Source organism: Streptomyces sp. ADI95-16, from assembly GCF_003721495.1.
Classification (GTDB): Bacteria; Actinomycetota; Actinomycetes; order Streptomycetales; family Streptomycetaceae; genus Streptomyces; species Streptomyces goshikiensis.
Genome location: NZ_CP033581.1, coordinates 1,901,803 through 1,928,707, shown reverse-complemented (window position 1 = coordinate 1,928,707; position 26,905 = coordinate 1,901,803). Strand labels below are relative to the sequence as shown.

The 26,905-nt window shown below is 74.2% G+C and carries 24 protein-coding genes; 13 read left to right on the top strand and 11 right to left on the bottom strand.

The features are described 5' to 3' along the window. Positions 1 to 14: 14 nt before the first annotated feature. The 7 genes from EES41_RS08180 (at position 15) to EES41_RS08135 (ending at position 8,110) form a co-directional block, all read left to right on the top strand. Positions 15 to 1,322: an MFS transporter gene (locus EES41_RS08180; protein ID WP_123076913.1), complete on the top strand. Its 1,308-nt coding sequence runs from the start codon at positions 15 to 17 to the stop codon at positions 1,320 to 1,322. Beyond that, positions 1,319 to 2,896 (top strand): ATP-binding protein, encoded by a 1,578-nt coding sequence (locus EES41_RS41330; protein ID WP_164495789.1) that lies wholly within the window; start codon positions 1,319 to 1,321, stop codon positions 2,894 to 2,896. Before EES41_RS08180 ends, EES41_RS41330 begins: the two co-directional genes overlap by 4 nt. A 15-nt stretch (positions 2,897 to 2,911) precedes the next feature. Continuing rightward, on the top strand, positions 2,912 to 3,253 hold the full coding sequence (locus EES41_RS08155) for a nuclear transport factor 2 family protein (protein WP_037797207.1): 342 nt from the start codon (positions 2,912 to 2,914) through the stop codon (positions 3,251 to 3,253). Positions 3,254 to 3,335: 82 nt separating this feature from the next. Next, positions 3,336 to 3,983, top strand: coding sequence for a TMEM175 family protein (locus EES41_RS08150; protein WP_037799405.1), 648 nt, complete (start codon positions 3,336 to 3,338; stop codon positions 3,981 to 3,983). 73 nt (positions 3,984 to 4,056) lie between these two features. Further along, positions 4,057 to 5,367 (top strand): transposase, encoded by a 1,311-nt coding sequence (locus tag EES41_RS08145; protein ID WP_123076911.1) that lies wholly within the window; start codon positions 4,057 to 4,059, stop codon positions 5,365 to 5,367. Then, positions 5,367 to 6,521, top strand: a complete 1,155-nt coding sequence (locus EES41_RS08140) for an XdhC family protein (protein WP_123076909.1) — start codon at positions 5,367 to 5,369, stop codon at positions 6,519 to 6,521. Before EES41_RS08145 ends, EES41_RS08140 begins: the two co-directional genes overlap by 1 nt. Before the next feature lie 146 nt (positions 6,522 to 6,667). Beyond that, positions 6,668 to 8,110 (top strand): GuaB1 family IMP dehydrogenase-related protein, encoded by a 1,443-nt coding sequence (locus EES41_RS08135; protein ID WP_037797205.1) that lies wholly within the window; start codon positions 6,668 to 6,670, stop codon positions 8,108 to 8,110. 107 nt (positions 8,111 to 8,217) lie between these two features. Here EES41_RS08135 and EES41_RS08130 read toward each other — a convergent pair whose 3' ends face one another. The 3 genes from EES41_RS08130 to EES41_RS08120 form a co-directional block, all read right to left on the bottom strand. Further along, entirely contained in the window at positions 8,218 to 9,453 is a 1,236-nt protein-coding gene (locus EES41_RS08130) for a sensor histidine kinase (protein ID WP_123076907.1), read from the bottom strand. Then, complete coding sequence (locus EES41_RS08125) at positions 9,450 to 11,264, bottom strand: cation acetate symporter (protein WP_123076905.1); 1,815 nt, start codon at positions 11,262 to 11,264, stop codon at positions 9,450 to 9,452. The genes EES41_RS08130 and EES41_RS08125 overlap by 4 nt, the downstream gene beginning before the upstream one ends. A 111-nt stretch (positions 11,265 to 11,375) precedes the next feature. After that, positions 11,376 to 11,651 (bottom strand): hypothetical protein, encoded by a 276-nt coding sequence (locus tag EES41_RS08120; RefSeq protein WP_123076903.1) that lies wholly within the window; start codon positions 11,649 to 11,651, stop codon positions 11,376 to 11,378. Between the two features lie 469 nt (positions 11,652 to 12,120). Here EES41_RS08120 and EES41_RS08115 point away from each other — a divergent pair, with 469 nt between their 5' ends. Further along, on the top strand, positions 12,121 to 13,299 hold the full coding sequence (locus EES41_RS08115; RefSeq protein ID WP_123076901.1) for an alpha/beta hydrolase: 1,179 nt from the start codon (positions 12,121 to 12,123) through the stop codon (positions 13,297 to 13,299). A gap of 22 nt (positions 13,300 to 13,321) precedes the next feature. Further along, the gene (locus tag EES41_RS08110; RefSeq protein WP_123076899.1) at positions 13,322 to 14,185 is read left to right on the top strand and encodes a class I SAM-dependent methyltransferase; all 864 of its coding nucleotides are present in this window, start codon (positions 13,322 to 13,324) and stop codon (positions 14,183 to 14,185) included. 32 nt (positions 14,186 to 14,217) lie between these two features. On the opposite strand, the gene EES41_RS08105 is transcribed toward EES41_RS08110, so the two are convergent. The 3 genes from EES41_RS08105 to EES41_RS08095 form a co-directional block, all read right to left on the bottom strand. After that, on the bottom strand, positions 14,218 to 15,090 hold the full coding sequence (locus EES41_RS08105) for a LytTR family DNA-binding domain-containing protein (protein ID WP_123076897.1): 873 nt from the start codon (positions 15,088 to 15,090) through the stop codon (positions 14,218 to 14,220). A 179-nt stretch (positions 15,091 to 15,269) separates the two neighbouring features. Then, a complete protein-coding gene (locus EES41_RS08100; RefSeq protein WP_164495788.1) occupies positions 15,270 to 16,271 on the bottom strand; it encodes an SCO0930 family lipoprotein in 1,002 nt (333 codons plus the stop codon). Between the two features lie 115 nt (positions 16,272 to 16,386). Then, on the bottom strand, positions 16,387 to 17,403 hold the full coding sequence (locus EES41_RS08095; protein ID WP_008744038.1) for a GDSL-type esterase/lipase family protein: 1,017 nt from the start codon (positions 17,401 to 17,403) through the stop codon (positions 16,387 to 16,389). A 407-nt stretch (positions 17,404 to 17,810) separates the two neighbouring features. Between EES41_RS08095 and EES41_RS08090 the strand changes: the two genes are divergently transcribed. Together EES41_RS08090 and EES41_RS08085 are read left to right on the top strand one after the other, a co-directional pair. Further along, the gene (locus EES41_RS08090; RefSeq protein ID WP_123076895.1) at positions 17,811 to 19,280 is read left to right on the top strand and encodes an amino acid permease; all 1,470 of its coding nucleotides are present in this window, start codon (positions 17,811 to 17,813) and stop codon (positions 19,278 to 19,280) included. Positions 19,281 to 19,290: 10 nt separating this feature from the next. Then, positions 19,291 to 19,746 carry an Lrp/AsnC family transcriptional regulator gene (locus tag EES41_RS08085; RefSeq protein ID WP_030027017.1) on the top strand — a complete coding sequence of 152 codons (456 nt, stop codon included), beginning with the start codon at positions 19,291 to 19,293 and terminating at the stop codon, positions 19,744 to 19,746. Between the two features lie 85 nt (positions 19,747 to 19,831). Here EES41_RS08085 and EES41_RS08080 read toward each other — a convergent pair whose 3' ends face one another. The 5 genes from EES41_RS08080 to EES41_RS08060 all read right to left on the bottom strand — a co-directional run bounded on the left by EES41_RS08080 (position 19,832) and on the right by EES41_RS08060 (position 24,995). Beyond that, positions 19,832 to 20,137, bottom strand: a complete 306-nt coding sequence (locus EES41_RS08080; protein WP_123076893.1) for a WhiB family transcriptional regulator — start codon at positions 20,135 to 20,137, stop codon at positions 19,832 to 19,834. An 86-nt stretch (positions 20,138 to 20,223) separates the two neighbouring features. After that, positions 20,224 to 21,357, bottom strand: a complete 1,134-nt coding sequence (locus EES41_RS08075; protein ID WP_123076891.1) for an LLM class flavin-dependent oxidoreductase — start codon at positions 21,355 to 21,357, stop codon at positions 20,224 to 20,226. A 14-nt stretch (positions 21,358 to 21,371) separates the two neighbouring features. Further along, positions 21,372 to 22,772, bottom strand: a complete 1,401-nt coding sequence (locus EES41_RS08070) for an NtaA/DmoA family FMN-dependent monooxygenase (protein WP_123076889.1) — start codon at positions 22,770 to 22,772, stop codon at positions 21,372 to 21,374. Positions 22,773 to 22,791: 19 nt separating this feature from the next. Further along, positions 22,792 to 24,045, bottom strand: coding sequence for an LLM class flavin-dependent oxidoreductase (locus tag EES41_RS08065; protein ID WP_254211381.1), 1,254 nt, complete (start codon positions 24,043 to 24,045; stop codon positions 22,792 to 22,794). A 257-nt stretch (positions 24,046 to 24,302) separates the two neighbouring features. Continuing rightward, positions 24,303 to 24,995, bottom strand: a complete 693-nt coding sequence (locus tag EES41_RS08060; protein ID WP_254211380.1) for a GNAT family N-acetyltransferase — start codon at positions 24,993 to 24,995, stop codon at positions 24,303 to 24,305. Between the two features lie 113 nt (positions 24,996 to 25,108). Here EES41_RS08060 and EES41_RS08055 point away from each other — a divergent pair, with 113 nt between their 5' ends. Next, positions 25,109 to 25,303 (top strand): hypothetical protein, encoded by a 195-nt coding sequence (locus EES41_RS08055; RefSeq protein WP_254211379.1) that lies wholly within the window; start codon positions 25,109 to 25,111, stop codon positions 25,301 to 25,303. An 898-nt stretch (positions 25,304 to 26,201) separates the two neighbouring features. After that, positions 26,202 to 26,837, top strand: coding sequence for a glutathione S-transferase family protein (locus EES41_RS08050; protein WP_123076885.1), 636 nt, complete (start codon positions 26,202 to 26,204; stop codon positions 26,835 to 26,837). Positions 26,838 to 26,905: the final 68 nt, after the last annotated feature.

Here is a 26,905-nt window from a genome sequence, read left to right as displayed (position 1 = left end):
ACGGGGGAGTTGCAGTGGAACCGGACCAGACGTCCACGCCGACCACGCCGACGACGCTGACCACGCCGATCGTGCCGACCGCGCCGACCACGGGGGTGACCTTGAACCCAGCCGCCCGGACGGCCGGCGCACCGAGAGGCTCGGGCTTCTGGGTGGTGGGCGCCGTCCTGGTCCTGCTGATGCTCTCCTCCTCCGTACCCTCCGCCCTCTACGTGCTCTACCAGCAGGAGTGGGGCCTGTCCTCCGGCACCATCACGGTGGTCTTCGCCCTCTACGCCGTCACCGTCCTGGCGGGGCTCCTGCTGTTCGGCTCCCTGTCGGACACCCTGGGCCGGCGCCCCGTACTCGGCGCCGGCCTGGTCCTGGCCATCGTCTCCATGGGGCTGTTCGCCGGCTCCCAGGGCCTCGGGATGCTGCTCGCCGCCCGCGCCGTCCAGGGCCTCGCCGTGGGCCTCGCCACCGGGGCGATGGGCGCGGCCCTGCTGGAACTCACCCCGCGCTCGCGGCCCGCGCTCGGCGCGCAGGTCAACAGCGCCGGGCCGACCGTCGGCATCGGGCTCGGCGGGATCGGGGCCGGGCTGCTCGTCCAGTACGCGCCCGCGCCGACCGCGCTCAGCTACCTGCTGCTGATCGGGGCGTTCGCGCTCTCCCTGGCGGGAGTCGCCCGGATGCCCGAGAGCGCTCCCGGCGCGGGCGGCGGCTTCCGCGTCGTACCGCGCCGGATCCGGATCCCGGCGGCGGTGCGCGGCCGGTTCGCCGTCCTCGTACTGACCATCGTCGCCGTCTGGTCCGTGGGCGGCTTCTACCTCTCGCTCGGCCCGCACCTCGCGCTGTCCCTGCTCCAGAGCACCAACTACCTCGTCGGCGGCGCCACCGTGGCCCTGCTCGCCGGCGCCGCCACCGCGGCGCAGCTGCTGCTGGGCGCTACGGAGGCGCTGCGCACCGCCGTCATCGGGCTGCTCGGGCTGCTCGCCGGGCTGGGTCTGGTGCTGCTCTCGCTCGGCACCGGATCAGCCGCCCTGTTCCTGGTGGCCACCGCCGTCCTCGGCAGCGGCTGGGGCGCCGCGTTCCTCGGCTCCTTCCGCGCGCTGAGCGCCCTCGCCGAACCGGAGCACCGGGGCGAACTGACCGCCGCCGTCTACGTGTTCGCGTACCTGGCGATGAGCGTGCCGGCGGTGCTCGCCGGCATGCTGACCAACATCCACGGTCTGCACCGCACCTCGGTCGGCTTCATGGCCGCCGTCGCCGCCGTGTGCGCGCTGGCCCTGCTGGTGACCCTGCGACTGGCCGCCCGTACCCGGGCCGAGGGAAGGACGGCATGACCGAGCCGGAGCTGCGCACGGCCCTGAGCGGGCTGGAGATCTTCGAAGGGCTCACCGAGGAGCAGCTGGACTGGCTGGTCTCGGTCTCCGAGCCCCGAGTCCTCGGCGACGGGGAGGTCCTCTTCCGGGACGGCGAGGAGGCCACCGGCTTCCACGTGCTGCTCGCCGGGGGCCTCGTCGTCACCAAGGTGGTCGACGGCCGCGAGGAGGTGCTCACCCGGCATTCCACCGAGGAGGAGAGCGCGGCCGCCGAGGAGCACGACGGCAAGCCCTCCGCCGCGCACCGCTTCACCGGGGAGCTGCCCCTGCTGACTGACGGCTCGTACGTGGCCACCGCCGCCGCGAGCGGGCCGACGACGACCGTCGTCGCGTACCCGAAGCCGGTGTTCTTCGAGATGCTGACCCGCTGCCACGGGGTGGCCGCGGTGCTCATCCCGGTGCTGGCCTGGCGGATCAAGTCCTCCGAGGTACAGGCCCGCAAGCGGGCCACCGTGGAGGCGCTCGGCACGCTCGCCGCCGGGCTGGCCCACGAGCTGAACAACCCGGCCGCCGCCGTGGCCCGGGCCGCGCAGGAACTGGCGCCCGCCCTGGAGCGGCTGACCCGGACCGCGTACGCCTGGGGCGCGGCCGCCTCGGGCGCGGAGCGCTCCGTACTGGACCGGCTGGCGGAGGAGCTCGACAAGCTGCCGCCGCCGGAGATCACCGACCCGCTGGCCCAGGCCGACGCCGAGGAGGAGATCGCCGACTGGGCGCAGGAGGCGGGCACCGAGCGCGCCGGGCTGCTCGGTTCGGGGATCTCGGACCTCGGGCTGGAGCTGGGCTGGCTGCTGGAGCGGCTGGAAGGCGTCGGTGAGCCGGCCCTGCCCGCCGCCCTGGACCACCTGGCGGCGCTGCTGGAGACCCGGTCGCTGGCCGCCGAGCTCCGGGCGGCGGGTCCGCGGATCTCCCAACTGGTGGCGGCGACCCGCGATTACGCCAATCTCGACCGCGCCCCCGAGCAGACCTTCTCGGTGACCGACGGGCTGGAGAACACGCTGGTCGTACTGCGCGCGAAGCTCGCGGGCATCAGCATCGTACGGAAGTACGAGCCCGACCTGCCCGAACTGACGGGCTATCCCAGCGAGTTGAACCAGGTGTGGACCAACCTGGTCGACAACGCCGCCGAGGCCATGGAGGGCTCCGGCGTACTCACGCTACGCGTCCGGACCGAGGGCGTCTGCATGGTCGTGGAGATCACCGACACCGGCCGGGGCATCCCGGAGGACTCCCTGCCGCGGATCTTCGAACCCTTCTACACCACCAAGGACGTCGGGAAGGGCACGGGCCTGGGGCTGCACCTCAGCTACCGCATCGTGACCCAGCGCCACCACGGGTCGATCGCCGCCCGCTCCCGGCCCGGGGAGACCCGGATGGTCATCCGGCTGCCCTTCGCGGGGAACGCGCCGGCCTGCGCCGTGGTCGACGACGTCCCTGGTCAGAGCGCCGGCGCGGAGCCCGGCGCCGGCGCCACCAGCTCCACCACCAGCTCCACCGCCCGCACCACCGACCGCTCCACCAGCAGCTCCACCACGTGAAGGAATGGAGTCGACATGGCCGAGTACGACATCTCGAAACTGCACCCGGTGTTCGTCCGCCAGATGGACGCCCTGGCCGCCCTGGACATCGAGGCGGTGATGAAGAACTACACCGACGACGCCGTACTGCTCCGCTTCGAGGGGGCGTCCGTCGGCATCGAAGCCGTCCGTGAGACGTTCACCGGCTACCTCACGGTGAAGCCGACCCTGGTCGAACTCCAGGAGTACATCGAAACCGAAGACACCATCTTCTACCGGGCGATCATGAACCTCAACGGCGAACCGGAGCACGCGTTCGGGACGCTCGTCGTCCGCGATGGCCGAATCTGGCGCCAGACGGCCGGCTTCGGCGGCTGAGGCCCGAAACCTGGGTAGCGTGTGCGGGGAGGGCGGGGGAACGCCCTCCCCGTATGTGCAGGGCAAAGGCAAAGGGGAGGTCATGGAACGCGAAACCGGGCGGGTCGAGGCATTCAGTGACGGCGTATTCGCCATCATCATCACGATTCTCGTGCTGGAGTTAAAGGTTCCGGAAGAAACCGGATCCCACTTCTGGCAGGGCGTCCGGGAGCAATGGCCGCATTACGCCGCCTACGTGGTGAGTTTCCTCATCATCGGTGTCATGTGGGTGAATCACCACACCATCTTCAGCCATCTCAGGCGGGTGGACCGACCGCTGTTGTTCCTGAATCTCCTGGTGCTGATGGTGGTATCGGTGATTCCTTACACGACCAATGTCCTCGCCGAACACCTCATGGAAGAGGGCGGTTCCGCCAATGCGGCCGCGGTCCTCTACAGCGGCGTCACCGTCGCCTATGCCCTGGCCTTCCTGGGCTTCTGGTGGTACGTCACGCGGGTCGGCCACCTCTTCAACGAAAAGGTGGACAAGGAAGGCGCCCGCGCCACCCGGGTCCGCTTCGGCCTCGGCGCCATCGCCTACCCCCTCACGGTCCTCCTGGCCTTCGTCTCCGCACCGCTCACTCTTGTCGCACACTTCCTGATCGCGATCTACTATGCGGCGAACCAGATCCCCATCCCCCTCGTGGTAGAGGAAGAGCGGCTCGAAACTGCCAGCGACCTCAGGAAGTAGCCGCCGGGGCCTACGGCCGTTCTCCGCGGTCAAGTAGGGTATTGGATCTAGCTGGTCGCGGGGGAGGCACCAGATGGCTCGCTTAGTCCTGCCGGAGGATTCCACCAAGGAAATCTCCGAATTGATCGACGTACTGATCTCGCTCTTCTTCGAGTCCTTACCCCGGCGGGACCAGCGCAACTGGGCCCGCGTATATCTGAACGGTCTGGTGGGAACGGCCGGGAAGAAAACAATCCGAAACATTGCCGGAACCGGGGCCAGTTCCGTCGAGCAGAGCCTCCAGCAGTTCATCAGCAAGTCCCCGTGGGACTGGACCCCCGTACGCCGGTCCCTCGCCCAGCACCTCGAACGCACCGCGCAGCGGCCGCTCGCCTGGGTGATCCAGCCCATGGTCGTCGAGAAGGCCGGCGACCGCTCGGTCGGCGTCGGCCGGCAGTTCGTCCCCCAGCTCGGCCGCACCGCCAACTGCCAGCAGGCCAGCGGGATCTGGCTCGCCTCCAGCGAGGCCAGCTTCCCGGTCGAATGGACCCTCACCCTCCCCGGGCCCTGGACCAGCGAGCTGCTGCGCCGGCGGCGGGCCGGCATCCCCGACACCGCCCGCTCCCTGACCCCCGCCCAGGACGCGGTGCACGCCGTCCAGCGCATGGCCGCGAGCTGGCAACTCCAGCGCCGGCCCGTGGTGATGGAGGTCGCCAACAGCGATCTCCCGCACTGCGTCGAGTCGTTCGCGCTCCAGGACATCCCCTTCGTCTTCAAGGTCGACGGCACCCTGCCCGTCTCCTTCGGCGGCGCCGGCCGCCACAAGCCCGGGCCGCACACCGCGCCGGCCCGCGAACTCATCGACTCCCTGCGCTCCCAGCGCCGCGTCGTCGAATGGACCCGGCACGGCCGCGCCGAGGGATCGGTGACCCTGCTGACCTCCGCCGCCATCCTCGCCACCCCCTGCGAGGACCGGCCGGTCCCCGCCCCGCCGACCCCGCTGCTCCTGGTGGGCGCCTGGACCGAGGCCGCGATGCTGCCGTCCGAGTTCTGGATCACCAACATCGGTGACCGGCCCCTCGCCCAGCTCTTCCTGCTCGCCAAACTCACCGACCGGGTGTCCCTCGACTTCTCCGACACCTGCGAACCCGTGGGGATCCGCGACTTCGAGGGCCGCTCCTTCCGGGGCTGGCACCACCACGCCACCCTCGCCAGCGTGGCCCACGCCGCCATGCTGCTCGGCGCCCGAGGACACCGCCCCGACCCCGGCCCCCTCGCCTACCCGGGCCCCTCCGCCCGGCCCGGCGAGCAGACCGTGCTGCCGCCGAGGCCACCAAGACCGCTCATACCCGGGCAGACCCCCCGACTGCCCGGACAGACCCCGCGCCGCGAGTACATCCGCTGATGCTCGACATCGCCGGAGAGCTACGCGCGTGGTGCGCCGCCCGGCGGGAGTTCGCCCTGGCCACCGTGGTCGCCGTCAGCGGCAGCGCACCGCGCGGGCCGGGCGCCTCGCTGGCCGTCGACGCCGGCGGCACCGCGCTCGGCTCCCTGTCCGGGGGCTGCGTGGAGTCCGCCGTGCACGAGATCTGCCTCGACGCGCTCGCCTCCGGCGAGAGCGGCGTCCACCGCTTCGGATACAGCGACGACGACGCCTTCGCCGTCGGGCTGACCTGCGGGGGAGTCCTCGACGTCCTGGTCACCCCGGTCCGCGGGCAGGACCCGGTCCGGCCCGTGCTCGGCTCGGTGCTCGACGCCGCGCTCGGCGGGGCCCGGGCCGCCTTCGCCCGGGTCGTCACCGGGCCGCCGCGGCAGCTCGGCCGCGCCCTCGCCGTCCACGCCGACGGCTCCTACGAGGGCGGCCTGGGCGGCGGTACGGAGCTCGACCGGGCCGCCGCCCGGCAGGCCCGCGCGCTGCTGCTGGCCGGCCGGACCGGCACCGCCGAGCTGGGCACGGCCGGCGGCCTCTGCGGGCAGCCGCTGACGCTGCTGGTCGAATCCGCCGCCGAACCGCCCCGGCTGATCGTCTACGGGGCCATCGACTTCGCCTCCGCCCTGGCGCGCATCGGGGCCTTCCTCGGACACCGGGTCACCGTGTGCGACGCCCGGCCCGTGTTCACCACGCCGGCCCGTTTCCCCGAGGCCGACGAGGTGATCGTGGACTGGCCGCACCGGCACCTGGCCGCCGAGTGGGAGGCGGGCCGGCTGGACTCCCGTACCGCCGTCTGCGTGCTCACCCACGACGCCAAGTTCGACGTACCGCTGCTGGCCCTGGCGCTGCGGCTGCCGCTGGGCTACATAGGAGCCATGGGATCGCGGCGCACCCACGGGGAGCGGGCCGCGCGGCTGCGCGGCGAGGGGGTCACCGAGCGGGAGCTGGCCCGGCTGCGCTCGCCCATCGGCCTGGACCTGGGCGGCGGCACCCCCGAGGAGACGGCCCTCGCCATCGCCGCCGAACTCACGGCCGTCCGCAACGGCGGCTCCGTCCTTCCGCTGGCCGGGCTCGCAGGACCCGTACACCGGCGGGTCGGCGCCCCTTTCGGGACCAAAGTCCCGTAGGAAAGAACCACCCGGGCCATCGGGTCCTGGACGATCCACCCGGGCCTGGTGAACGCCGGGACGTGGGAGAATGAAGTACGTGCGTTTTCCTCGGCTGCCCCGCTGGGTATGACGGGATCCTCCGACTCGACTGGGATGTTCTGCACGTGCGTTTCCTCAATGACCTGAAGCCGCCGTACGACCTGACGTACGACGATGTGTTCATGGTGCCGAGCCGCTCCGCGGTGGGTTCCCGTCAGGGTGTCGACCTCTCCTCGCCCGACGGCACCGGCACCACCATTCCGCTCGTCGTGGCGAACATGACCGCCATCGCGGGCCGCCGGATGGCCGAGACCGTCGCCCGCCGCGGCGGCATCGTCGTCATCCCCCAGGACATCCCGATCGAGGTCGTCACCGACGTCATCTCCTGGGTGAAGACCCGCCACCACGTGCTCGACACCCCGATCACGCTGGCGCCCACCCAGACCGTCGCCGACGCCCTGTCCCTGCTGCCCAAGCGCGCGCACGGCGCCGGTGTCGTCGTCGACGCCGAGAACCGGCCCGTCGGTGTCGTCACCGACCACGACCTGACCGGCGTGGACCGCTTCACCCAGCTCTCCGAGGTCATGTCGAAGGAGCTGCTGCTCATCGACGCCGACATCGACCCGCGCCAGGCGTTCAACCAGCTCGACGCCGGCCACCGCAAGCTGGCCCCCGCCGTCGACAAGGACGGCCGGCTCGTCGGCATCCTGACCCGCAAGGGCGCGCTGCGCGCGACCCTGTACGCGCCGGCCGTGGACGCCAAGGGCGGGCTGCGGATCGCGGCCGCCGTCGGCATCAACGGCGACTTCGTGGGCAAGGCCAAGCAGCTGCTCGACGCGGGCGTGGACACGATCGTCATCGACACCGCGCACGGCCACCAGGAATCGATGATCAACGCGATCAAGGCCGTCCGCGCGCTGGACCCGCAGGTCCCGATCGTGGCGGGCAACATCGTCGCGGCCGAGGGCGTCAAGGACCTGATCGACGCCGGCGCGGACATCATCAAGGTCGGTGTCGGCCCCGGCGCGATGTGCACCACCCGCATGATGACCGGCGTGGGCCGCCCGCAGTTCTCCGCGGTGCTGGAGTGCGCGGCCGAGGCGAAGAAGTACGGCAAGCACGTGTGGGCCGACGGTGGCGTCCGGCACCCGCGTGACGTGGCGATGGCCCTCGCGGCCGGCGCCTCCAACGTGATGATCGGCTCCTGGTTCGCGGGTACGTACGAGTCCCCGGGCGACCTCCAGCAGAGCGCCGACGGCCGCTTCTACAAGGAGTCCTTCGGCATGGCGTCCGCGCGTGCGGTGCAGAACCGGACGTCGGAGGAGTCGGCGTACGACCGGGCCCGCAAGGGGCTGTTCGAGGAGGGCATCTCCACCTCGCGGATGTTCCTGGACCCCGCCCGTCCGGGCGTCGAGGACCTCATCGACTCGATCATCGCGGGCGTCCGTTCCTCCTGCACCTACGCCGGTGCCGGCTCCCTCGCGGAGTTCGAGGAGAAGGCCGTCGTCGGCATCCAGTCCGCGGCGGGCTACGCCGAGGGCAAGCCGCTCCACGCCAGCTGGAGCTAGGCCGGTCCCTTCCCCGGTACGTCCCACCACCGCGGCCCCGGCCCGTCCCTCGCGGACGCGCCGGGGCCGCGGCGCGTCCGCCGGGGCAGGTCGGTCCGCCGGGGCGGTCAGGAGGGGGGCCGGCGCTCTCCCGGAGGGGACGTGTGGACGCCCGCGCGGTACTTGGGGATCCGGAGGGTGATCTTCATCCCGGCGCCGGGGCCGGTCTCCAGCACCATGCCGTACGCGTCGCCGTAGACCTGGCGGATCCGCTCGTCCACGTTCGGCAGTCCGATGCCGGAGGAGGAGCCCGTCCGCTCCCCGGCCAGGATGCGGCGCAGCAGGGCCGGATCCATGCCGACGCCGTTGTCCTCGATGGTGATCACCGCCTCCGCGCCCGCGTCCCGGGCGGCGATGGTGATCCGGCACTCCTGGGTCGAATCCTCCAGCCCGTGCTTGACGGCGTTCTCCACCAGCGGCTGCAGGCACAGGAACGGCAGCGCCACCGGCAGTACCTCCGGCGCCACCTGCAAGGTCACCTTCAGCCGGTCCCCGAACCGGGCCCCGGCCAGTGCCAGATACTGCTCGATGGAGCGCAACTCCTCGGCCAGCGTGGTGAATTCACCGTGCCGCCGGAAGGAGTAGCGGGTGAAGTCCGCGAACTCCAGCAGCAGCTCCCGGGCCCGCTCCGGATCGGTCCGCACGAACGAGGCGATCGCGGCGAGGGAGTTGAAGATGAAGTGCGGGGAGATCTGCGCCCGCAGCGCCTTGATCTCCGCCTCCATCAGCCGGGTCCGCGAGCGGTCCAGCTCCGAGAGCTCCAGCTGTACGGAGACCCAGCGGGCCACCTCCGTCGCGGCCCGCACCAGCACCGCCGACTCCCGCGACCCGTACGCCACCAGCGCGCCCAGCATCCCGTCCTCGCCGGTGAGCGGGGCGAACACGGCCCACTTCAGCGGGCAGCCGGGGCGCTGGCACTCGGTGCGCACGCTCTGGCTGCGCCCGGACTCCAGCATCAGCGTCACCCGGGCCATCGCCCGCCGCTGGTGGTGGTCGGCGCCCGGGCCGTCCCAGGCCAGTACCGCCTCCCGGTCCGTGAGGCACAGCGCCTCGGTGCCGAGCAGCGACCGCAGGCGCCGGGCCGCCTTGCGGGCGGCGTCCTCGGTCAGGCCGGCGCGCAGCGGGGGCGCGGCCAGCGAGGCGGTGTGCAGGGTGTGGAAGGTGGCCCGTTCCACGGGCGTCCCGAGATCCGGCCCGGCCGCCCGCTCGCCGCGCCGGGACTGCCACCGGCCGGCGGCCCAGCCGGTCCCGAGCAGCAGGGCGGCGCCCGCGACGGCCAGTACCGAGAGCACCGCTCCGGTCATGGAGCACCGCCCGCGCGGGCGGCGTCGCCGGGGCCGGGACCGGGCGTACGGCCGGGCGTACGGTCAGCCGTACGGCCGGGGCTGCGGCCGGGGCCCGGCTCCGACGGGTACAGCGCCTCCGGCAGGTGCAGCCGGGCCAGTGTCGCCGCCGTCCCGGCCGGAATCCGCGACCGGGTCGCCAGCGAGACCAGCACCATCGTCAGGAACCCCAGCGGCACCGACCACACCGCCGGCCACGCCAGCAGCGTGTGCGGCCAGCCCACCGGGGCCAGCCCCGCCCGCGTCGCCAGCACCGCGCTCAGCGCCGCCCCGCCCCCGGTGACCAGCCCGGCCACCGCCCCGGGCGGCGTCAGCCCGCGCCACCAGATCCCGAGGACCAGCAGCGGGCAGAACGACGAGGCCGACACGGCGAACGCCAGCGCCACCGCGTCCGCCACCGGCACGTCCGTCGCCGCCACGCTGCCGCCCAGCGGTACGAGCATCGCCAACAGCGCCGCGACCCGGAAGCTGCGCACCCCCCGCGTCGGCAGCACGTCCTGGTGCAGCACCCCGGCCACCGCCATCGTCAGCCCCGAGGCCGTCGACAGGAACGCCGCGAAGGCGCCCCCCGCCAGCAGCGCCCCCAGCAGGTCGCCGAGCACCCCGCCCACCACCCGCTCCGGCAGCACCAGCACCGCCGCGTCCGCCGTCCCGGTCAGCGCCAGCTCGGGGGCGTAGATCCGGCCGAGCGCCCCGTAGACCGGCGGCAGCAGGTAGAAGACGCCGACCAGCCCCAGCACCACCAGCGTGGTGCGCCGCGCGGCCCGCCCGTTCGGGCTGGTGTAGAACCGCACCGCCACGTGCGGCAGCCCCATGGTGCCGAGGAAGGTGGCCAGGATCAGCCCGTACGTCGCGTACAGCCGGAACTCCGGCCGGTTCCCGGACAGCGGCTCGGACCAGCTGGACACGCCCAGCCCCGCCTCCGCCCGGGCCTCGGGGACGGCGCTGCCCGGGGTGAACTCCAGCCGCGCGCGGGCCCGTACCGCGTGCCGCCCGGCGGCCAGGGTCAGTGGCTCGCCCGCGTAGGACCGGCCGTCCACCTGCCCCGTCACCGTCAGGGTGAGCGGCTCGTCGAAGGTCAGCCGTACGTCGTCGGCGAGGGTGACGACGGTGTGCTCGCGGAAGACGGCCGGGGCGTCGAAGCGGGCGCGCGGCCCGCCGTCCCCGGCCCAGGCCGCGATCAGGAAGAAGGCCGGCACCAGCAGGGCGGTGAGCTTCAGCCAGTACTGGAAGGCCTGGACGAAGGTGATGGAGCGCATCCCGCCGGCGGCCACGGCCACCGTCACCACCACGGCGACCACCACCCCGCCCACCCAGTGCGGGGCCCCGGTCAGGATCTGCAACGTCAGCCCGGCGCCCTGGAGTTGCGGCAACAGGTAGAGCCAGCCGACGCCGATCACGAACAGCACCGCGATCCGCCGCACCGCCAGTGACTCCAGCCGCGCCTCGGCGAAGTCCGGCAGCGTGTAAGCGCCCGAGCGCCGCAGCGGGGCCGCCACCAGCACCAGCAGCACCAGGTATCCGGCCGTGTAGCCGACCGGGTACCAGAGCATCTCCGGCCCCTGGAGCAGCACCAGCCCCGCGATGCCGAGGAAGGAGGCCGCGGAGAGGTACTCCCCGCTGATGGCGGCCGCGTTCAGGCGCGGGCCGACGGTGCGCGAGGCGACGTAGAAGTCGGAGGTGGTCCGGGATATCCGCAGGCCGAGCGCCCCGACCAGCACGGTGACCAGGACGACGACGGTGACCGCGGTCAGCGCGTACGTCTGGTTCACGGGGGCCGGTTCCTTCGGGGCGGGGCAGCGGGGTGACCGGAGTCTACGCAGGGCCCGGACCGGGCGACAGGCGTGTTCCGGCACGTCTGACCCGGCCTCGGCCGGGCGGTCTCAGATCGCGGGGTCGCGGTGCTCCGCGCAGTCGCGCAGCGCGATCTCCAGCTCCACGTACGACTCCTCCGCGCGCCGGAAGGCCAGCGTCAGGGCCGCCTCGGCGCGGGGCGGCAGTTCCTGCCGGACCCCCTCGTGCGCCTCGTAGAGCACGTCGGCCCAGCGGGCGGCCGCGCTCCGCAGCCGGGCCAGCAGCGCCTCGGCCTCCGCGGGTCCGGCCGGGCGGGTCCGGGGAAGTCCGCTCAGGGCGTCGAGCAGCGCCTGGATCTCGGACATGACACCCCCTGCTTCCGGGCCGGAAGATCCACGATACGCGCGGGGCGGGGCGGTGGCGGATCGCTCGGCAGCCGCTGCGGCCGACGGCAGTGCCGGATCGCCGTACGTCCCTCCCGGCGCGACGAACGGCAGCCGCCGCACGCCGGACGGTCGGCCCCGGCGGTGTCCGGACGGGTGGTGCGGTGGTGTCCAGGCGGGTGGTGCGGTGATGTCCGGACGGTCGGCCCCGGCGGTGTCCGGGCGGGTGGTGCGGCGGTGTCCGGACGGTCGGCCCCGGCGGTGTCCGGGCGGGTGGTGCGGCGGTGTCCGGACGGTCGGCCCCGGCGGTGTCCGGGCGGGTGGTGCGGCGGTGTCCAGACCGGTGGTGCGGCCGCGGCCGGCGGCGCCCCGGCGGGCAACCCGGCGGTCCGGTCCGGCCGTTCTCCGAAAACTTAGGTAAGCCTTGCCTTAATTCACTTAGGGTGCGGGCATGAAGAAGATCATCCGCGCGCTGACGGCCGTGGCCGCCGGTCTGGCCCTCGCCGCGCCCGGCACCCTCGCGACCCCTGCCGCCGCAGCCGGCCCCGCCCCGGCCGGCCAGCCCACGAGACTCGAACTCCCGCGCCCCACGGGCGCGTTGGCGGTGGGCCGCGACACCCTCCACCTCGTGGACCGGGAGCGCAAGGACCCCTGGGTTCCCACGGTCGACCGGGAGTTGCTGCTCTCGCTCTACTACCCCGCGCTCGCGCACACCGGAACTCCCGCCCCCTACATGGCCGTTCCCGAGGCCAAGGCGCTGCTGACCGACCGGGGCCGGCTCGGCGAGTACGTCACCCCCGAGCGCCTCGCGGCCACCCGCACCCACGCCCGGGACGGCGCCCTGCCCCGGCCCGCCGCGCAGCGCCACCCGCTGATCGTGCTCTCGCCCGGCTTCACCATGCCCCGCTCCACGCTGACCACCCTGGCCGAGGACCTCGCCAGCCGCGGCTACGTCGTGGCCGCCGTGGACCACGCGTACGAGTCGGACGGCACCCTCTTCCCCGGCGGCCGGACGCTCTCCTGCAAGGCCTGCGAGCAGGTGTTCCCCGACGGGTCGCTGCACCGGGTCACCGAAGGCCGGGCCCGTGACGTCTCCTTCGCCCTGGACCGGCTCACCGGCCCGCACCCCGCGTGGCGCTACTCCCGGCTGATCGACGCCCGGCACATCGGCATGGCCGGGCACTCCATCGGCGGGGCCGCGGCCTCGGCCACCATGGCCGCCGACCCGCGCGTGGACGCCGGGGTCAACATGGACGGCACGTTCTTCACCCCGGTCCCCGAAGGCGGCCTCGGCGGACGCCCGTTCCTGATGCTCGCCGAGGACCCCGCCCTCCTGCCGCCCGACCTCCCCGACACCTCCTGGGAGGACTCCTGGCCCCGCCTGGACGGCTGGAAGCGCTGGCTGACCGTCACGGGAGCGGGCCACCCCGGCTTCACCGACTGGCCGGTGCTCGGCGACCAGGTGGGCTACGACCACCCGGAGACCCCGCTCTCCGGCACCCGCTCCCAGCAGATCACCCGGGCCTACGTCGGCGACTTCTTCGGCCTGCACCTGCGCGGGACACCGGCGCCGCGCCTGGACGGCCCGGCACCGGCCGACCCGGAAGTCGTGTTCCACCGCAGCGGCTGAACCGGCCGGAGGAGCTCACCCCATGTCGAACACGCCCACGCCGGACGCTCCCGGGAGCGGCGGCCCGGCCCACGGCCTCAGCGGTGTGGCCAAGACCCTGCTCACCCCGCTCTACGGCCGCGCCCACGCCGCCGAACTCCTTCCCGGCACCTCCTTCCGCGATCCCGCGGCCGCCTCCGTACTGGCCGCCACCGGCTACCGGGCGCCCGAGGTGCTGACCGACCGCGGCAACGCGCTCGGCTCCGTCCACCGGGCCATCGTCTTCGACGAGCTGACCGCCGCCTTCTGCCGGGAACACCCCGACGCGGTGGTCGTCTCGGCGGGCATCGGCCTCGGCACCCGCGCCGAGCGGCTCGCGGGCGCCCTGCCCGGCTCCGTCACCTGGCTCGGCGTCGACGTGCCCGACGTCGTCGAACTGCGCGCCCGACTGCTGCCCGGCGACCTGACCCGGGTGTTCCCCGCCTCGATCACCGAGCCGGAGTGGGCGGAGCGGCTGCTGCCCCTGGTCGGGGAGCGGCGGAACGTCCTGGTCCTGACCGAGGGCGTCCTGATGTACCTGGACCAGGCCGGCCTGCGGTCCTTCCTGGTCTCCTGCAGGACCGCGTTCCCCGCCGCCGAGCTGGTGGCGGACTACTTCCACCCGAGGATCGCCCTCAGCGGGCTGCACCCGATCGTCAGGGCGACCGGGGCGCGGTTCCGCTCCGGCGCCCGCGGCGGCCGCGGACTCGCGGGCTCGGCGCCCGGCTGGGAGAAGGTGAGCGACCACCGGGTCATGGAGCGCATCAGCCTCGGCCACCGGGCGGCCGGCGGCCTGTTCCGGCTGCTCGCCCTCGGCGCACCGGCCTACTCCGTGGCCCGGCTGCGGGCCGCGCCGCCGGCCGGCTGACGCGAGGGGCAGCAGGTCAGCCGGCCGGGCGGTCAGCCCGTCGCGTGCCGCATCAGCAGGTCCCGCAGCTCCCGGGCGTGGCGCCGGCTGACCTGGAGCTCTGCCGCCCCGACCCGGACGCTGGTGGTGCCCGCGTCCAGCCGGAGCTCGTCGATCCGGCCCAGCGCCACCAGGTGGCGGCGGTGGATCCGGACGAACCCGCGCGCCGCCCAGCGCTGCTCCAGCGTGGACAGCGGGATCCGCACCAGGTGGCTGCCCCCGTCGGTGTGGAGGCGGGCGTAGTCGCCCTGGGCCTCGACGTACGCGATGTCGGCGATCGCCACGAAGCGGGTGACCCCGCCCAGCTCGACGGCGATCTGGTCGGCGGCGCGGTCGGCGACGGTGACCTCGGGAACGGGGCGGTGCGCAGGCAGGGGCGGCTGCGGCGGCTGCGGCGCCGGCCGGGCCCCCGCGGTCGCCGGCGCCTTGCCCCGTACCGGCGGCCCGGAGGCGGCCGCCGGCGCCCCGGCGGGCCCGCCCAGCTGTACGCAGGCCCGCCGGACGGCCTCGGCCAGCCGCTCCGGGCGCACCGGCTTGAGTACGTAGTCCACGGCCTTGAGGTCGAAGGCCTGTACGGCGAAACCCTCGTGGGCGGTGACGAACACGATCAGCGGCGGCCGCGCGAACCCGGCCAGCAGCCGGGCGATGTCCAGCCCGGTCAGCCCGGCCATGTGGATGTCGAGGAAGACCACGTCGATGCGGTCGGGCCCGTCGGGGCCGCTCTCCAGCGCCCGGGTGACCCGGCGCAGCGCCTCGGTGGCGTCCGAGGCCCCCTCGGCGCTGTGCACCCGGGGGTCGGAGCGCAGCAGGTAGAGGAGTTCCTCCAGGAGCGGCTTCTCGTCGTCGACGGCCAGTGCGCGCAGCATGGGGGGAGTGTAGGCAGTGGTCCGCCGTGGCGGAACGGTGCGCGGCCCCCGCCCCGGGGGAGGTAGGGCGAGGGCCGCGCGGTCGGGCGTGGGGGGCGGGCCCGGCGGGTGACCGGGCGGGCGGCGGGATGTCCGGGAGGCCGGCCGGTAAGGGGGGGGCCGGCCGGCCCCGCGGACGGCTACTTGACGGTGATCGGCTTGCCGTCGGGGGCGACGGCGTACCAGGTGCCGCCGACACCCTGGCCGTTGATGTCGCCGGGCTGCTTGTCACCGCTGAAGGTGTAGACGGGCCAGCAGTTGACCGTCTGCTGCTTCTTGCCGTCCGGGCGGTCGAGCACCAGGTAGTTCTTCTCGATGATGCCCTCGCCCTTCTCCGCCGGGGCCACCGCCGGCCACTTGGCCAGGCAGTCGCCGGTGCACTTGGAGACCATGGGCCATGCGGTGTCCGGCTTGAACCGGTAGACGGTCATGCCCTTGCCGTCGACGACGTGGTCGCCGAGCTTCGGGTCCTTGGCGACGCTCAGCCGTCCGTCCTGGCCCTCGGCGGGCGCCTTCGGGGCCTTCGGGGCCTCCGGGGCCTCCGGGGCGGCCGAGGCCTTCGGGGCGGCCGAGGCGGCCGGGGCCTCCGCCTTGGAGGCCTTCTTGCCGTCGGGGGCGAACGCGAACCAGACGCCGCCGACGCCCTGGCCGTTGACGTCGCCCGCCTTGGCGTCCTTGCCGAAACGGTACGCGGGCCAGCCGGCGATCGTCAGCTGCTTGGTGCCGTCGCCGCGGACGACCTCGCCGAGCAGCGCCGGGTCCATGCCGGCGGCGGCGGTGGCATCGCCTGCCGCGACCACGGGCCAGGTCTTCTCGCAGTCGCCCTCGCAGTTGGACTTCGGGGGCTTGGCGGTGTCCTTGTCGAAGCGGTAGAGGGTGCGCCCGGAGCTGTCGGCGAGGAAGGAGCCGATCTTCTCGTTGTCGGCGACCGCCAGCTGCCCGGCGGCGGACTTGGCGCCGACGCCCGCGGCGCTGTTCGCCGGGGTCTCGGAGCCGTAGTCCCCGGCCTTCGACTGGGGAGAGGCGGCCGCGACGGGCTGGGCGGTGCCCGCAGCCTTGTAGTCGTCCCCGCCACAGGCCGTCGCCGTGAGGGCGACGACCGCTGCCACGGCCGCCAGGGTGGTTCCGCGCTTGATGCCCATCGTGTTCTCTCCCGTGTGCTGTCTCTCCTGCCGCGACCGGGGCCGCGCCAACTTCGTGCAGAACACGGGGTGAGGGGTCCACGGTGTTCAGTGCGGGTGCTGTGTGCTGTCTCACTCATGTTCCGTCGAACCCGGACCGCCGCAGGGCCGTGGCCACAGCGAGGCCGAGGACCTGGTGTCCGGAGTCGTTGGGGTGCAGTCCGTCGGCGAGGTGCTCGGGTCCCAGCAGGTCACGCCCCGGAAGCAGGGCGAGGAAGGAGTCCCCGGCGGCCGTCCGGTCGCGGACGGCGCGCTCCATGGCGTCCCGCAGGGCGCCCAGGGTGGCGCCGAGTTTGTTCGGGGTGCGTTCGGCGTCGGGGCGCAGTACGGGGGAGACGAGCAGCACCGGGGTCCTGGGGTGGCCCTGGCGCAGCAGGTCGAGGAACGCGCGCGTGGTCTCGTACAGCAGGGGCGCCGAATGGGGCACGCGGGACCAGCAGTTGGTGCCGAAGGCGAGCGTCAGGACATCGGCGGGGAGTCCGGCGAGCTGCTCTGCGGTGGCGAGCTCCCCGCGCGCGGCGCCCGCGTACCCGAGGTTGACGGTGTCCCAGCCGAGCGCCCGGCCGGTGACGGCGGGCCAGCCGTGCGCGGGGCGGGTGGACCACCAGCCCTCGGTGATGGAGTCCCCGTGCACCACCCAGCGCGGGGCGGCCGGGGCGGGGGAGAGGGGGCCGCCGATGCCGCGCAGGCCGAGGATCAGCGGGCCCTGGCTCTCGGGCGGGTGGACGGTGAACGGGCCGTGCCGGGGCGGGAGTCCGATGCGGACGACGGACTCGGCGGCCGGTTCGGTGTACACCTCGTCGAGGCGGCCGTGCCGGTTCCACAGGGCGAAGCCGTGCGCGAGGTCGCGCAGCGCGTCGGTGGGGCCGGGGACGGTGGCCCGGTAGTGGATCTCCACGGCCCGGGCCGTCCCGGCGGTGAATTCCAGCCGGACGCCGATGGGCAGGGTGGCCCGCTCGCCGGTGTCCCAGGGCAGCCGCATGGTGTCGGCCGGGTCGGCCCGGACGGGACGCCCGCCGTCGAGCCAGGCGACCCCGCGCAGGAACGGCCCGGGGTCCTGCCACGGGTCCTCCGCGCCGCTCAGTGGTCTCACGCATCGCCTCCGCTCGTCGGGTACGGCTGCCGTGCCGCTCCCGGGGCCGCCCGGTTCTTCCGTACCCCTCCCGGAGCCGGTTCGACCGCCGGGGGCGCCGCGGTGCGCCGCGGCCGGCGAGCGTCAGGAGAACGGAGCGGAGAGTGACCGCGCAGTGATCGATCATCCGCGCGCAACAAAGGGCCATCTGGGACAGATCCGCGCAACGATCGTTCGGCAATGTGCAAGGATGGTGCATTACGGGCGCTATCACTCAGCTCGTAGGCTCACTCGCTGTACGTGGAGTGGCGTGGACCGCCTGCTCGGCGGTCCCCCATGCCCAGGCGCGCCTCGCGCACGCCTGCTCCTGCTCAGGACCGCTGCGGTCGACGCCTTATCCCCACCCGCAGTGTCAAAGGAGACCCCCCGTGCTCGAAACCGGCCAGGCGCCACCGCTCACTTCCGAGCCCCGCAAGCCTGTGAACCCTCTGCTGCGCCGCAAGCCGGTCGAGCAGATGGTCGCCGAGGGTGGCCAGGGCGAGGGCGGCTCGCTGCGCCGTTCGCTCACCATGTGGCAGCTGACCATGATCAGCATCGGCGCCACCCTGGGCACCGGCATCTTCGTCGTCCTCGGCACCGCCACCCCCAAGGCCGGCCCCGCCGTGACGATCTCCTTCATCCTCGCGGGTCTGACCGCCCTGTTCTCGGCGCTCTCCTACGCCGAGCTGGCCGGCTCCGTCCCGGTCTCCGGCTCCTCGTACTCGTACGCGTACGCCACCATGGGCGAGCTCATCGCCTGGATCTGCGGCTGGTGCCTGGTCCTGGAGTACGCCGTCTCCGTGGCGGCCGTCGCCGTCGGCTGGGGCCAGTACCTCAACGAGCTCCTCGACGGCACCATAGGCGTCACCGTCCCCGAGGCGGTCTCCGCTCCGCTGGGCGAGGGCGGGTTCATCAACCTGCCTGCCCTGGTCGTCGTCCTGCTCTCCATGGTCTTCCTGATGCGCGGCGCCAAGGAGAGCGCCACGGTCAACTCGATCATGGTCGGGGTGAAGATCGTCACCCTGCTGCTCTTCATCGGCATCGGTGTCATGGGCATCAAGTCCGGCAACTACACCCCGCTGGCCCCGCTGGGCGTCACCGGCATCAGCGCTGCCGCCTCCACCCTCTTCTTCTCCTACATCGGCTTCGACGCCGCCTCCACCGCCGGTGAGGAAGCCAAGAACCCGAAGAAGGACCTGCCGCGCGCGATCATGCTCTCGCTGGCGATCGTCACCGCCCTCTACGTGCTCGTCGCCTTCGTCGCCGTCGGCGCCATGCCGTGGAAGGACTTCGAGGGCACCGAGGCCGCGCTCGCCCAGATCATGACCGACGTCACCGGCAACAGCGTCTGGGGCGTCGTCCTCGCCGCCGGCGCCGTCATCGCGATCTTCTCCGTCGTCTTCGCCGTCCTCTACGGCCAGACCCGCATCCTCTTCGCGATGTCCCGCGACGGTCTGGTGCCCAAGGTCTTCGCCAAGGTCGACGAGAAGACCGGCGCCCCGCGCACCAACGTCGTGATCGTCTCCCTGTTCTGCGGCACCCTCGCGGCCTTCATCCCGCTGGGCAAGCTCGCCGACGCCACCAGCATCGGCACCCTGTTCGCCTTCGGTCTGGTCAACGTCGCCGTCATCATCCTGCGCAGGACGCGCCCGGACATGCCGCGCACCTTCAAGGTGGCGCTCTTCCCCGTCACCCCGATCCTGGGCGCCATCGCCTGCGCCTACATGATGTTCGAGCTGGACTCGGCCACGTGGATGGTCTTCGGTGGCTGGATGATCGTGGGCCTCGTGTTCTACTTCCTGTACGGCATCCGCCGCTCCGGACTGGCCACGGCAGAAGTGGTCACAGCAGAAAAGTGATCGACCCGCAGTGCGACTGAACGATCTCGACGAACGCATCGTGCACGCCCTCGCCGAGGACGCCCGCCGCTCCTATGCGGACATCGGCTCCGAGGTCGGGCTCTCGGCCCCCGCCGTGAAGCGACGCGTGGACCGGCTGCGGGCCGAGGGAGCCATCACCGGCTTCACCGTCCGCGTCGACCCCGCCGCGATGGGCTGGGAGACCGAGGGCTTCATCGAGATCTACTGTCGCCACAACACCTCGCCCGACGACATCCGGCGAGGGTTGGAGCGGTACCCCGAGGTGGTGTCCGCGTCGACCGTCACCGGCGACGCGGACGCCCTCGTCCAGATCTTCGCCTCCGACATGAGGCACTTCGAGCGGGTCCTGGAGCGGATCGCCGGCGAGCCCTTCGTGGAGCGCACCAAGTCGGTCCTGGTCCTCTCCCCGCTGCTGCGCCGCTTCACCTCGGGCGCCCCCGCCTGAGCGACACCGCTCCGGAGCCCCGCCCCCCAACACCTCGCCGCCCGCAGCCGATTCGTCCGGCTGCGGGCGGCGGTGTCAGTGGGACCTAGCGCCGGCCGGCGGGTTCGGGGCGGCGGGCGGCCCGGGTCAGGAGCGTGCGCCGCTCCTCCTCCGTCAGGCCGCCCCAGACGCCGAAGGACTCCCGGGTGCGCAGCGCGTGTTCCAGACAGGCCGTCCGCACCGGGCAGCCGGCGCAGACCCGCTTGGCGGCCTCGTCCCGTTCGTCACGGTCCTCGCCCCGCTCACCGGCGGGGTGGAAGAACGGCTCCGGCCCCAGGCTCCGGCAGGCCGCGCGCAGCTGCCACTGCCAGTGGTGCGCGGCAGGTCCGGGCAGGCGGGTGTCGTCGGTCATGGCAGGTCCCTTCCTCGGGAAGCGGCGGTCACCCCTGCGCGTGTGACCACTCACCGCCCGCCGAAACCCGCCCAGACGCAACGCCTTTACCGCCTGCGCGCCCACTCCCGCGCCAGCAGCCGGTACGAGCGCACCCGGTCGGCGTGGCCGTGCGTGATCGTCGTGACCAGCAGCTCGTCCGCCCCGGTGGCGTCCCGCAGCCGCTCCAGGTGGTCGGCGACCGTCCCCGGCGAGCCGACGAACCGGGTCTCCACCCGGTCCGCGACCAGCGCGTGGTCCGCCGCCGTCCACGACCGGGTCAGCGCCCGCGCCTCGGCCGGCGTGGGGAACGGCATCGCGCCCTTGGCCGTACGGATGCCGTGCACCCACGGCGCGTACCCGGTGGCCAGCTCCCGCGCCTGCGCCTCGTCCGGTGCCACCACCACGTCGGCCGACACCGTCAGGTACGGCCGGTCCAGCCCGGCCGACGGCTTGAACGCCTCCCGGTAGCCCGCCGCCGCCTCCAGCACGCTCGCCGGGCTCACGTGGTAGTTCGCCGCGAACCGGAGCCCGTTCTCCCCGGCCGTCCGCGCGCTCACCCCGCCGCTGCTGCCGAGGATCCACACCTGTACGTCGGCCCCCTCGCCGGGGACGGCGTGCGCCGCCACCCCCTCCTGCGACCGGTACTCCCCGCGCAGCAGGGCCAGTACGTCACCCACCTGCTCGGCGTAGTCCTGCGGGCGGGCCCCGGGCAGGTTCAGCAACCGCTCCTGGAGGGCGACCCGGGGGTGACCCAGCAGGTGGGAGAAGGAGAACGGCGGCGGGATGCGCAGGCCGTTCTCCGTCGTGTACCCGCCCGCCGGCGCGGGCCTCGGCGGCGGGCCCGTGCGCTGCGGCGGCCGGCCCGCCGAGCGGCCCAGGCCCAGGTCCAGCCGCCCCGGGTGCAGGGCGTCGATCAGCCCGAACTCCTCGACGGTGGACAGCGCCGTCCGGTGCCCCAGCTGGACCGCGCCGGAGCCGAGCCGGATCGTGGAGGTGGCCGAGGCGGTCAGCGCCAGCAGCACGGCCGGGGAGGTCCCGGCGACACCCGGGTTCAGATGGTGCTCGGCGAACCAATGGCGGGCGTAGCCGAACCGCTCGGCCTGCCGGGCGAGGTCGATGCTCGCGCGCAGCGCGTCGGCGGCGGTGGAACCGGACGTGATCGGTACGAGGTCCAGGACCCCGAGCGGTGTACCGGGCATGGGCGGGACGCTCCTCAGCGGTGGGCGGCGGTGCGGCCGGACGCGGTCAGGGCCCCTGGGGCGGCCGGTCCGGGGGCGTCGCGCAGCCCGAGGTGGTCGCGCAGGGTGCGCCCCGTGTACTCGCGGCGGAACACCCCGCGCTCCTGGAGCAGCGGGACGACGGTGTCCGCGAAGACGTCCAGGCCGCCGGGCGTGAGGTGCGGGACGAGGATGAACCCGTCGGCCGCGTCCTCCTGGACCAGGTGGTCGATGGAGTCCGCGACGGTCGCCGGGGAGCCGACGAAGGACTGCCGGCCGGTGGTTTCGATCACCAGCTCCCGGATCGACAGGTTCCGGGCGGCGGCCAGCTCCCGCCACTCCTTGGCCACCGCGAACGGGTCGCGGAACTGCCGCACGCTGGCCCGCCCCAGGGCGATGGTGTTCTCCCCGGGGTCGGGGTCGACCTCCGGCAGCGGCCCGTCCGGGTCGTATCCGGACAGGTCACGGTTCCAGACGTGCTCCAGGTACGCGATCGCGGTGGCCCCGCTGACCTGCTTCAGCCGCACCTCCCGGGCCAGCTCCCGCGCCTCGGCGTCGGTGTCGCCGAGTACGAAGGTGGCCGCGGGCAGGATCTTCAGCTCGTCCGGGGTGCGGCCGTAGCGGGCGAGCCGGCCCTTGACGTCGGCGTAGAAGGCCCGGCCGGCCTCCAGCGAGGCGAACCGGCTGAAGACGGCGTCCGCGTCGGCGGCGGCGAACTCCCGGCCCTCCTCGGAATCGCCCGCCTGGAAGATCACCGGCCGCCCCTGGGGGCTCCGCGGCACGTTGAAGTGCCCCGAGATGTCGAAGTGCGGGCCCCGGTGCGCGAAGGCGCCCGCGCCCGCGTCCCGCAGGAAGACCCCGGACTCCTGGTCGGCCAGGATCTCCCCGCCGTCCCACGAGTCGAACAGCTCGTGCGCGGTCGCCAGGAACTCCCGGGCCCGCGCGTACCGCTCGTCGCGCGGCAGGAAGCCGCCGCGCCGGAAGTTCTCGCCGGTGAAGGCGTCCCAGGAGGTGACCACGTTCCAGGCGGCCCGGCCGCCCGAGAGGTGATCGAGGCTGGCGAACTGCCGGGCCACCTCGTACGGCTCGTTGAAGGTGGAGCTGATGGTGCCGGTCAGCCCGAGGTGTTCGGTGACGGCGGCCAGGGCGGCCAGCACGGTGAAGGTGTCGGGCCTTCCGACCACGTCCAAGTCGTGGATCCGCCCGCCCTGTTCGCGCAGCCGCAGGCCCTCGGCGAGGAAGAGGAAGTCGAACTTCGCCCGCTCGGCGGTGCGGGCGAAGTGGGCGAACGAGGCGAAATCGATGTGGCTCCCGGCGGCCGGGTCGCTCCACACGGTGGTGTTGTTGACCCCGGGGAAGTGCGCCGCGAGGTGGATCTGCTTGAGCGGCCTGTTCATCGTGACCGGTCCTTCCGGATCAGGCGCGGGCGGCGCGGGCGGGGACGGCGGGGACGGCGCGGGCGGGGACGGCGGCGTCCGCGCCGGCGGGGGTGGCGTACCGGTTGGCGGGGCGGGCGAGTCCCAGCAGGCCGCGCAGCGAGGAGGCCTCGTACGACCGCCGGAAGGCGCGCCGCCGCTGGAGCTCCGGGACCAGGCCCCGGGTGATCGCCGGGAGGTCGTGCGCGAGCACCCCGGGCCGCAGCCGGAACCCGGACAGCCCGGCCGCCCGCCACTCCAGCAGCAGGTCCGCGAGGTGCGCCGGCGTGCCCGTGAACACCGCGGCGTCGCTCGTGTACGCCGAGCCGTGCGCGGCGTCCAGCCGCTGGAGCCGGCGCGCCGCGGCCGCCCGGGTGTCGCCGAGGAACACCGTCAGCTCCCCGAAGACGTGCGCCGGCCGGCCGGGGTCCCCGCCGGCCGCCTCCCGGGCGCCCCGGACGCCCGCGACGGCGACACGGACCTCGTCGGTGTCCCGCGGGGTCACGTACCCGATGTCGGCGGCGCGCGCGAGGAGCGGGTACGCGGCGCTGTCGGCGGCGAGGGCGCTGACCGGGGGCTGGCCCTGAGGTGGCCGCGGCGTGATCGAGGGCCCCTTGACGCTGAAGCGGCGCCCCTCGAAACCGATGTGGTGCAGCTTGTCGCGGTCGATGAACCGCCCGGTGGCCACGTCCCGGATCTCGGCGTCGTCCTCCCAGCTGTCCCAGAGCCGCCGGACCACCTCGATGTGGTCGGCCGCCTCGTCGAGCAGCCCGGCGCGGCCCTCGCCGGGCGACCGGCGGCCGAAGTGCCGTGCCTCGTCCGCCCGCCCGGAGATCCGGACGCGCAGCCCGGCGCGCCCGCCGCTGACGTGGTCGAGGGTGGCCACGGCCTTGGAGACGTGGAACGGCTCGGTGTGCGTGGCGACCACGCTCGGCACCAGCCCGATGTGCCGCGTCAGCGGCGCCACCCGGGCGGCGAGGAGCACGGCGTCGAGCCGGCCCCGTACCTGGTCGGTGCGGCCGTCGGACTCCGTGGGATGCGTCGACTGGAGGGCGAGGGAGTCCTCGAAGGTGACGAAGTCCAGCAGGCCGGCCTCGGCCTCGGCGACGAGCGACGCCCAGTGGGCGGCGGTGAACAACCGCGTGGGCTCGGTGCCCGGTTCGCGCCAGGCGGCCGGGTGCCAGCCGGCGCCGTCGAGGGCGACGGCCAGGTGCAGGGCGGGGGAGGGAGAGAGGGAGAAGGAGGGGGAGGGCATGGCGGAGCGGCCTTTCCCGAGCAGGCGTGGAGGACCGCCGGCGTCGGGAGGACGCCGCGGCGCGGACGCGAGAGCAGGTCAGGAAGGACAGAGCGAGGCGGCGACCCGTACGAGGTCGATGTGCGCCCGCGAGAACAGCCGGACCGGGCGCAGGACGGGGCGTACGGCAATGCCGCGCGACGCGTTCACGACCACCGCCCCCTCTCCGCCTCCGCTGTTCCTCGCGTCGACGCTACCGCCCGGCGACGAACGCCGTGTTACGGCTTCTTGTCAGGCGTGCGCAGCCCGAGGAAGTCCGGACGGCGGCGCAGCGTGAACCCCATCGACTCGTACAGCGCGACGGCGCGGGTGTTGTCCGCGGCGGCGTGCAGGAACGGGCTGTCGCCGCGCTCCCGGACGGCGGCCGCGACCGCGCGTATCAGCCGGCCGGCCAGCCCCTGGCCGCGGTGGTCGGGGTGGGTGCACACGGCGCTGATCTCCGACCAGCCGGCCGGCCGCATCCGCTCCCCGGCCATCGCGACGAGCCGTCCCTCGTGCCGGATCCCGAGGTACGTGCCGAGCTCGACGGTGCGCGCCAGGAACGGGCCGGGCTTGGCCAGTTCGACCAGCTCCGTCATCTCCGGCACGTCGGCGGGGCCGAGCGCGACGGCGTCCGGCGCGGCCACGGCCCGTACGGCCCGGCCGTCGAGCTGGACGCCGGGAATGGTGGCGACGGTCTCCCAGCCCGGCGGCGGCGTCAGCAGCCCGGTGACCCAGACGGGCATCCCGGGACCGGCCAGCGCGGCCAGATCCGCCCAGGCCAGGGGGTCTTCGGGGTCGGCGAGCGCGGCGAACGGGGTGGTGTCGCCCTGGTAGCGGGCGGCGAGCCCGGACACCTCCGCGAAGGCGGCGTGCGGGCCGGTCAGCGCGGCCCAGACCGGGTTGTCGAGGGCTGCGTCTTCGGGGGACATGGCGCGGATCTCCTTCCGTCGGGGCGTACGGCCGACCGCCACCGCCTTCTTGACGGCCCGGCGCGCCGCCACGAGACTGCGGGGGACGGCGGCCACGCGTTCAAGTGCCCGCCGTGATCAGCGTATCCACCGGTGCGCTGGCCGCTGCGGAGGGATGGGGCGGACCGATGAGCACGGCCCGTACGGCCCGTACGCCGCGCCGCCGCGAAGGGGATGCGGCGGGACCGCCGCTGCGCCGCTGCTGGCTCACCCGCCGCCTGCACATAGACCTCCTCCGCGTCTGCAGCGCCACCCCGGGCCCCCTTTAACCCGACCCGACCCGACCCGGCCCCGATCCCGCCACCCGGCCTCGGCTCCGAGGCCGCCACCCGGCCCTCGGCTCGGAGGTGGCCACGGGTCCCGGGCTGGTCAGGCCGCGTGGCCGCCACCCGGCCTTCGGCTCCGAGGCCGCCATGAGGCCCGGGCTGGTCCGGCCGCGTGGCCGCCACCCGGCCTTGGCACGGCGGCCCCGTACCCGAGGCGGCGCCCGGATCCGGCCTGCTTCCGGCCGGTCCGGCCACGTCGGCCCGGCCGAGCCGGAACCTGCCATCAGCCCCACCCACCGCCCCCGGGCGGCCGGCGGCCGGGGCCGGTGCCGTGCGGCCCCGCAACGGCTGCCGGGCGTGGCCGCCCCGGCCAGTCCCGGGCCGGTGCCGCCCGGCTCGTGCGGTGCCTGCCGGGCGTAGCGGCCCTCGCCGGTGTCGGGGCGGGTGTCGCGATGCCCCACGGGGGCGGCCGGCCAGCCCGCGCCGGCCGGGTTCGTACGCGGTCCGCGCGGCTTCCGCAACGCCTCCCAGGCGCTGTCCGGGGCCGCCCGGCCCGCAGGCGGTGTCCCAGCCTTCCGCGCCCCGGGCGGCCGGGTGTGCCCGGGGCGCGGGCCGGTGCCGGGCCGGTCGGGCCCGGCCCGGCACGGCCGGGGCTCCGGCCCGGCGCCGTGGCGGCCTCCACCGGGCCGGACGCACCGCGTGCGGCCGGGCCGCGACCCCGCCAGGGTCGCGGTCGTGGCCGCCCGGTCGGCCCGGCTCACCGCGCCCATCGCACCGGGGCGCGGCGAGCGGATCCGACGGCCCCGCCCGGGGTGCCCCCGCCGTCGGCGGGAGGGGTACATGGCGCTCGCGGGGTGCGGGCGTGGACGTATACGCATACGTACGCAGAAGAAGGAGAGCCATGCTTCAGATGTCACTGCCCCGGACCGGTTCGGGGCCCGCGTTGCGGGGGCGGATCGGGGCCGGGTTCTCGCCCGCGCCGCACCGGTACCACCTCTACCTCCGCGCCGGGTGTCGGGATTCGCTGCGGGTCCGGATCGCCCTCGCCCTCCTCGGGCTGGAGGGCGACGTGTCCACGACCACCCTCACCCCCGACGCCCCCGACCACGCCGGGCTCCGCCGCGCCTACGAGGCCACCCGGCACCACCACACCGGGTCCCTCACCGTCCCCGCCCTCTGTGACACCTGGAGCGGCCGCGTCGTCAGCGATCACACGCCGGACATCCTCGACGACCTCGCCCTCCGGCTCGCCGGCCGGCCCGAGCTGAGTCCGCCCGTCCCCGCGGCCCACGCCGACGCCGTCCGCGCGCTCCTCGACCCCGCCGCCCCGCGCGCCGAGCGGTCCGCCGCCCTGGAGTCCGTCGAGCACCGGCTCGCGGTGCACCCGTACGCCCTCCCCGGCGACCGGCCGACCATCGCCGACGCCGACCTCTGGGTCGCCCTCCGGCACCCCGCCACGGCGCCCGCGCCCGGCCCGCACGTACGCTCGTACCTGCGAGGTCTCGCCGCGCACCCCGCCTTCCGGCTCCCCGCGTAACGCCCCGCGCAAACGCCCCCGCGCAACGAATCGCCGCCCCGCGTCCGGAAGACGCAACGAATCGATGC

What these genes read in the sequence shown, in the direction of transcription:
- EES41_RS41330 (WP_164495789.1), top strand. Translation starts at nt 1,319, where the DNA reads ATGACCGAGCCGGAGCTGCGCACGGCCCTGAGCGGGCTGGAGATCTTC.
- EES41_RS08155 (WP_037797207.1), top strand. Translation starts at nt 2,912, where the DNA reads ATGGCCGAGTACGACATCTCGAAACTGCACCCGGTGTTCGTCCGCCAG.
- EES41_RS08150 (WP_037799405.1), top strand. Translation starts at nt 3,336, where the DNA reads ATGGAACGCGAAACCGGGCGGGTCGAGGCATTCAGTGACGGCGTATTC.
- EES41_RS08145 (WP_123076911.1), top strand. Translation starts at nt 4,057, where the DNA reads ATGGCTCGCTTAGTCCTGCCGGAGGATTCCACCAAGGAAATCTCCGAA.
- EES41_RS08140 (WP_123076909.1), top strand. Translation starts at nt 5,367, where the DNA reads ATGCTCGACATCGCCGGAGAGCTACGCGCGTGGTGCGCCGCCCGGCGG.
- EES41_RS08130 (WP_123076907.1), bottom strand. Translation starts at nt 9,453, where the DNA reads ATGACCGGAGCGGTGCTCTCGGTACTGGCCGTCGCGGGCGCCGCCCTG.
- EES41_RS08120 (WP_123076903.1), bottom strand. Translation starts at nt 11,651, where the DNA reads ATGTCCGAGATCCAGGCGCTGCTCGACGCCCTGAGCGGACTTCCCCGG.
- EES41_RS08115 (WP_123076901.1), top strand. Translation starts at nt 12,121, where the DNA reads ATGAAGAAGATCATCCGCGCGCTGACGGCCGTGGCCGCCGGTCTGGCC.
- EES41_RS08110 (WP_123076899.1), top strand. Translation starts at nt 13,322, where the DNA reads ATGTCGAACACGCCCACGCCGGACGCTCCCGGGAGCGGCGGCCCGGCC.
- EES41_RS08105 (WP_123076897.1), bottom strand. Translation starts at nt 15,090, where the DNA reads ATGCTGCGCGCACTGGCCGTCGACGACGAGAAGCCGCTCCTGGAGGAA.
- EES41_RS08100 (WP_164495788.1), bottom strand. Translation starts at nt 16,271, where the DNA reads ATGGGCATCAAGCGCGGAACCACCCTGGCGGCCGTGGCAGCGGTCGTC.
- EES41_RS08080 (WP_123076893.1), bottom strand. Translation starts at nt 20,137, where the DNA reads ATGACCGACGACACCCGCCTGCCCGGACCTGCCGCGCACCACTGGCAG.
- EES41_RS08075 (WP_123076891.1), bottom strand. Translation starts at nt 21,357, where the DNA reads ATGCCCGGTACACCGCTCGGGGTCCTGGACCTCGTACCGATCACGTCC.
- EES41_RS08070 (WP_123076889.1), bottom strand. Translation starts at nt 22,772, where the DNA reads ATGAACAGGCCGCTCAAGCAGATCCACCTCGCGGCGCACTTCCCCGGG.
- EES41_RS08065 (WP_254211381.1), bottom strand. Translation starts at nt 24,045, where the DNA reads ATGCCCTCCCCCTCCTTCTCCCTCTCTCCCTCCCCCGCCCTGCACCTG.
- EES41_RS08060 (WP_254211380.1), bottom strand. Translation starts at nt 24,995, where the DNA reads ATGTCCCCCGAAGACGCAGCCCTCGACAACCCGGTCTGGGCCGCGCTG.
- EES41_RS08050 (WP_123076885.1), top strand. Translation starts at nt 26,202, where the DNA reads ATGCTTCAGATGTCACTGCCCCGGACCGGTTCGGGGCCCGCGTTGCGG.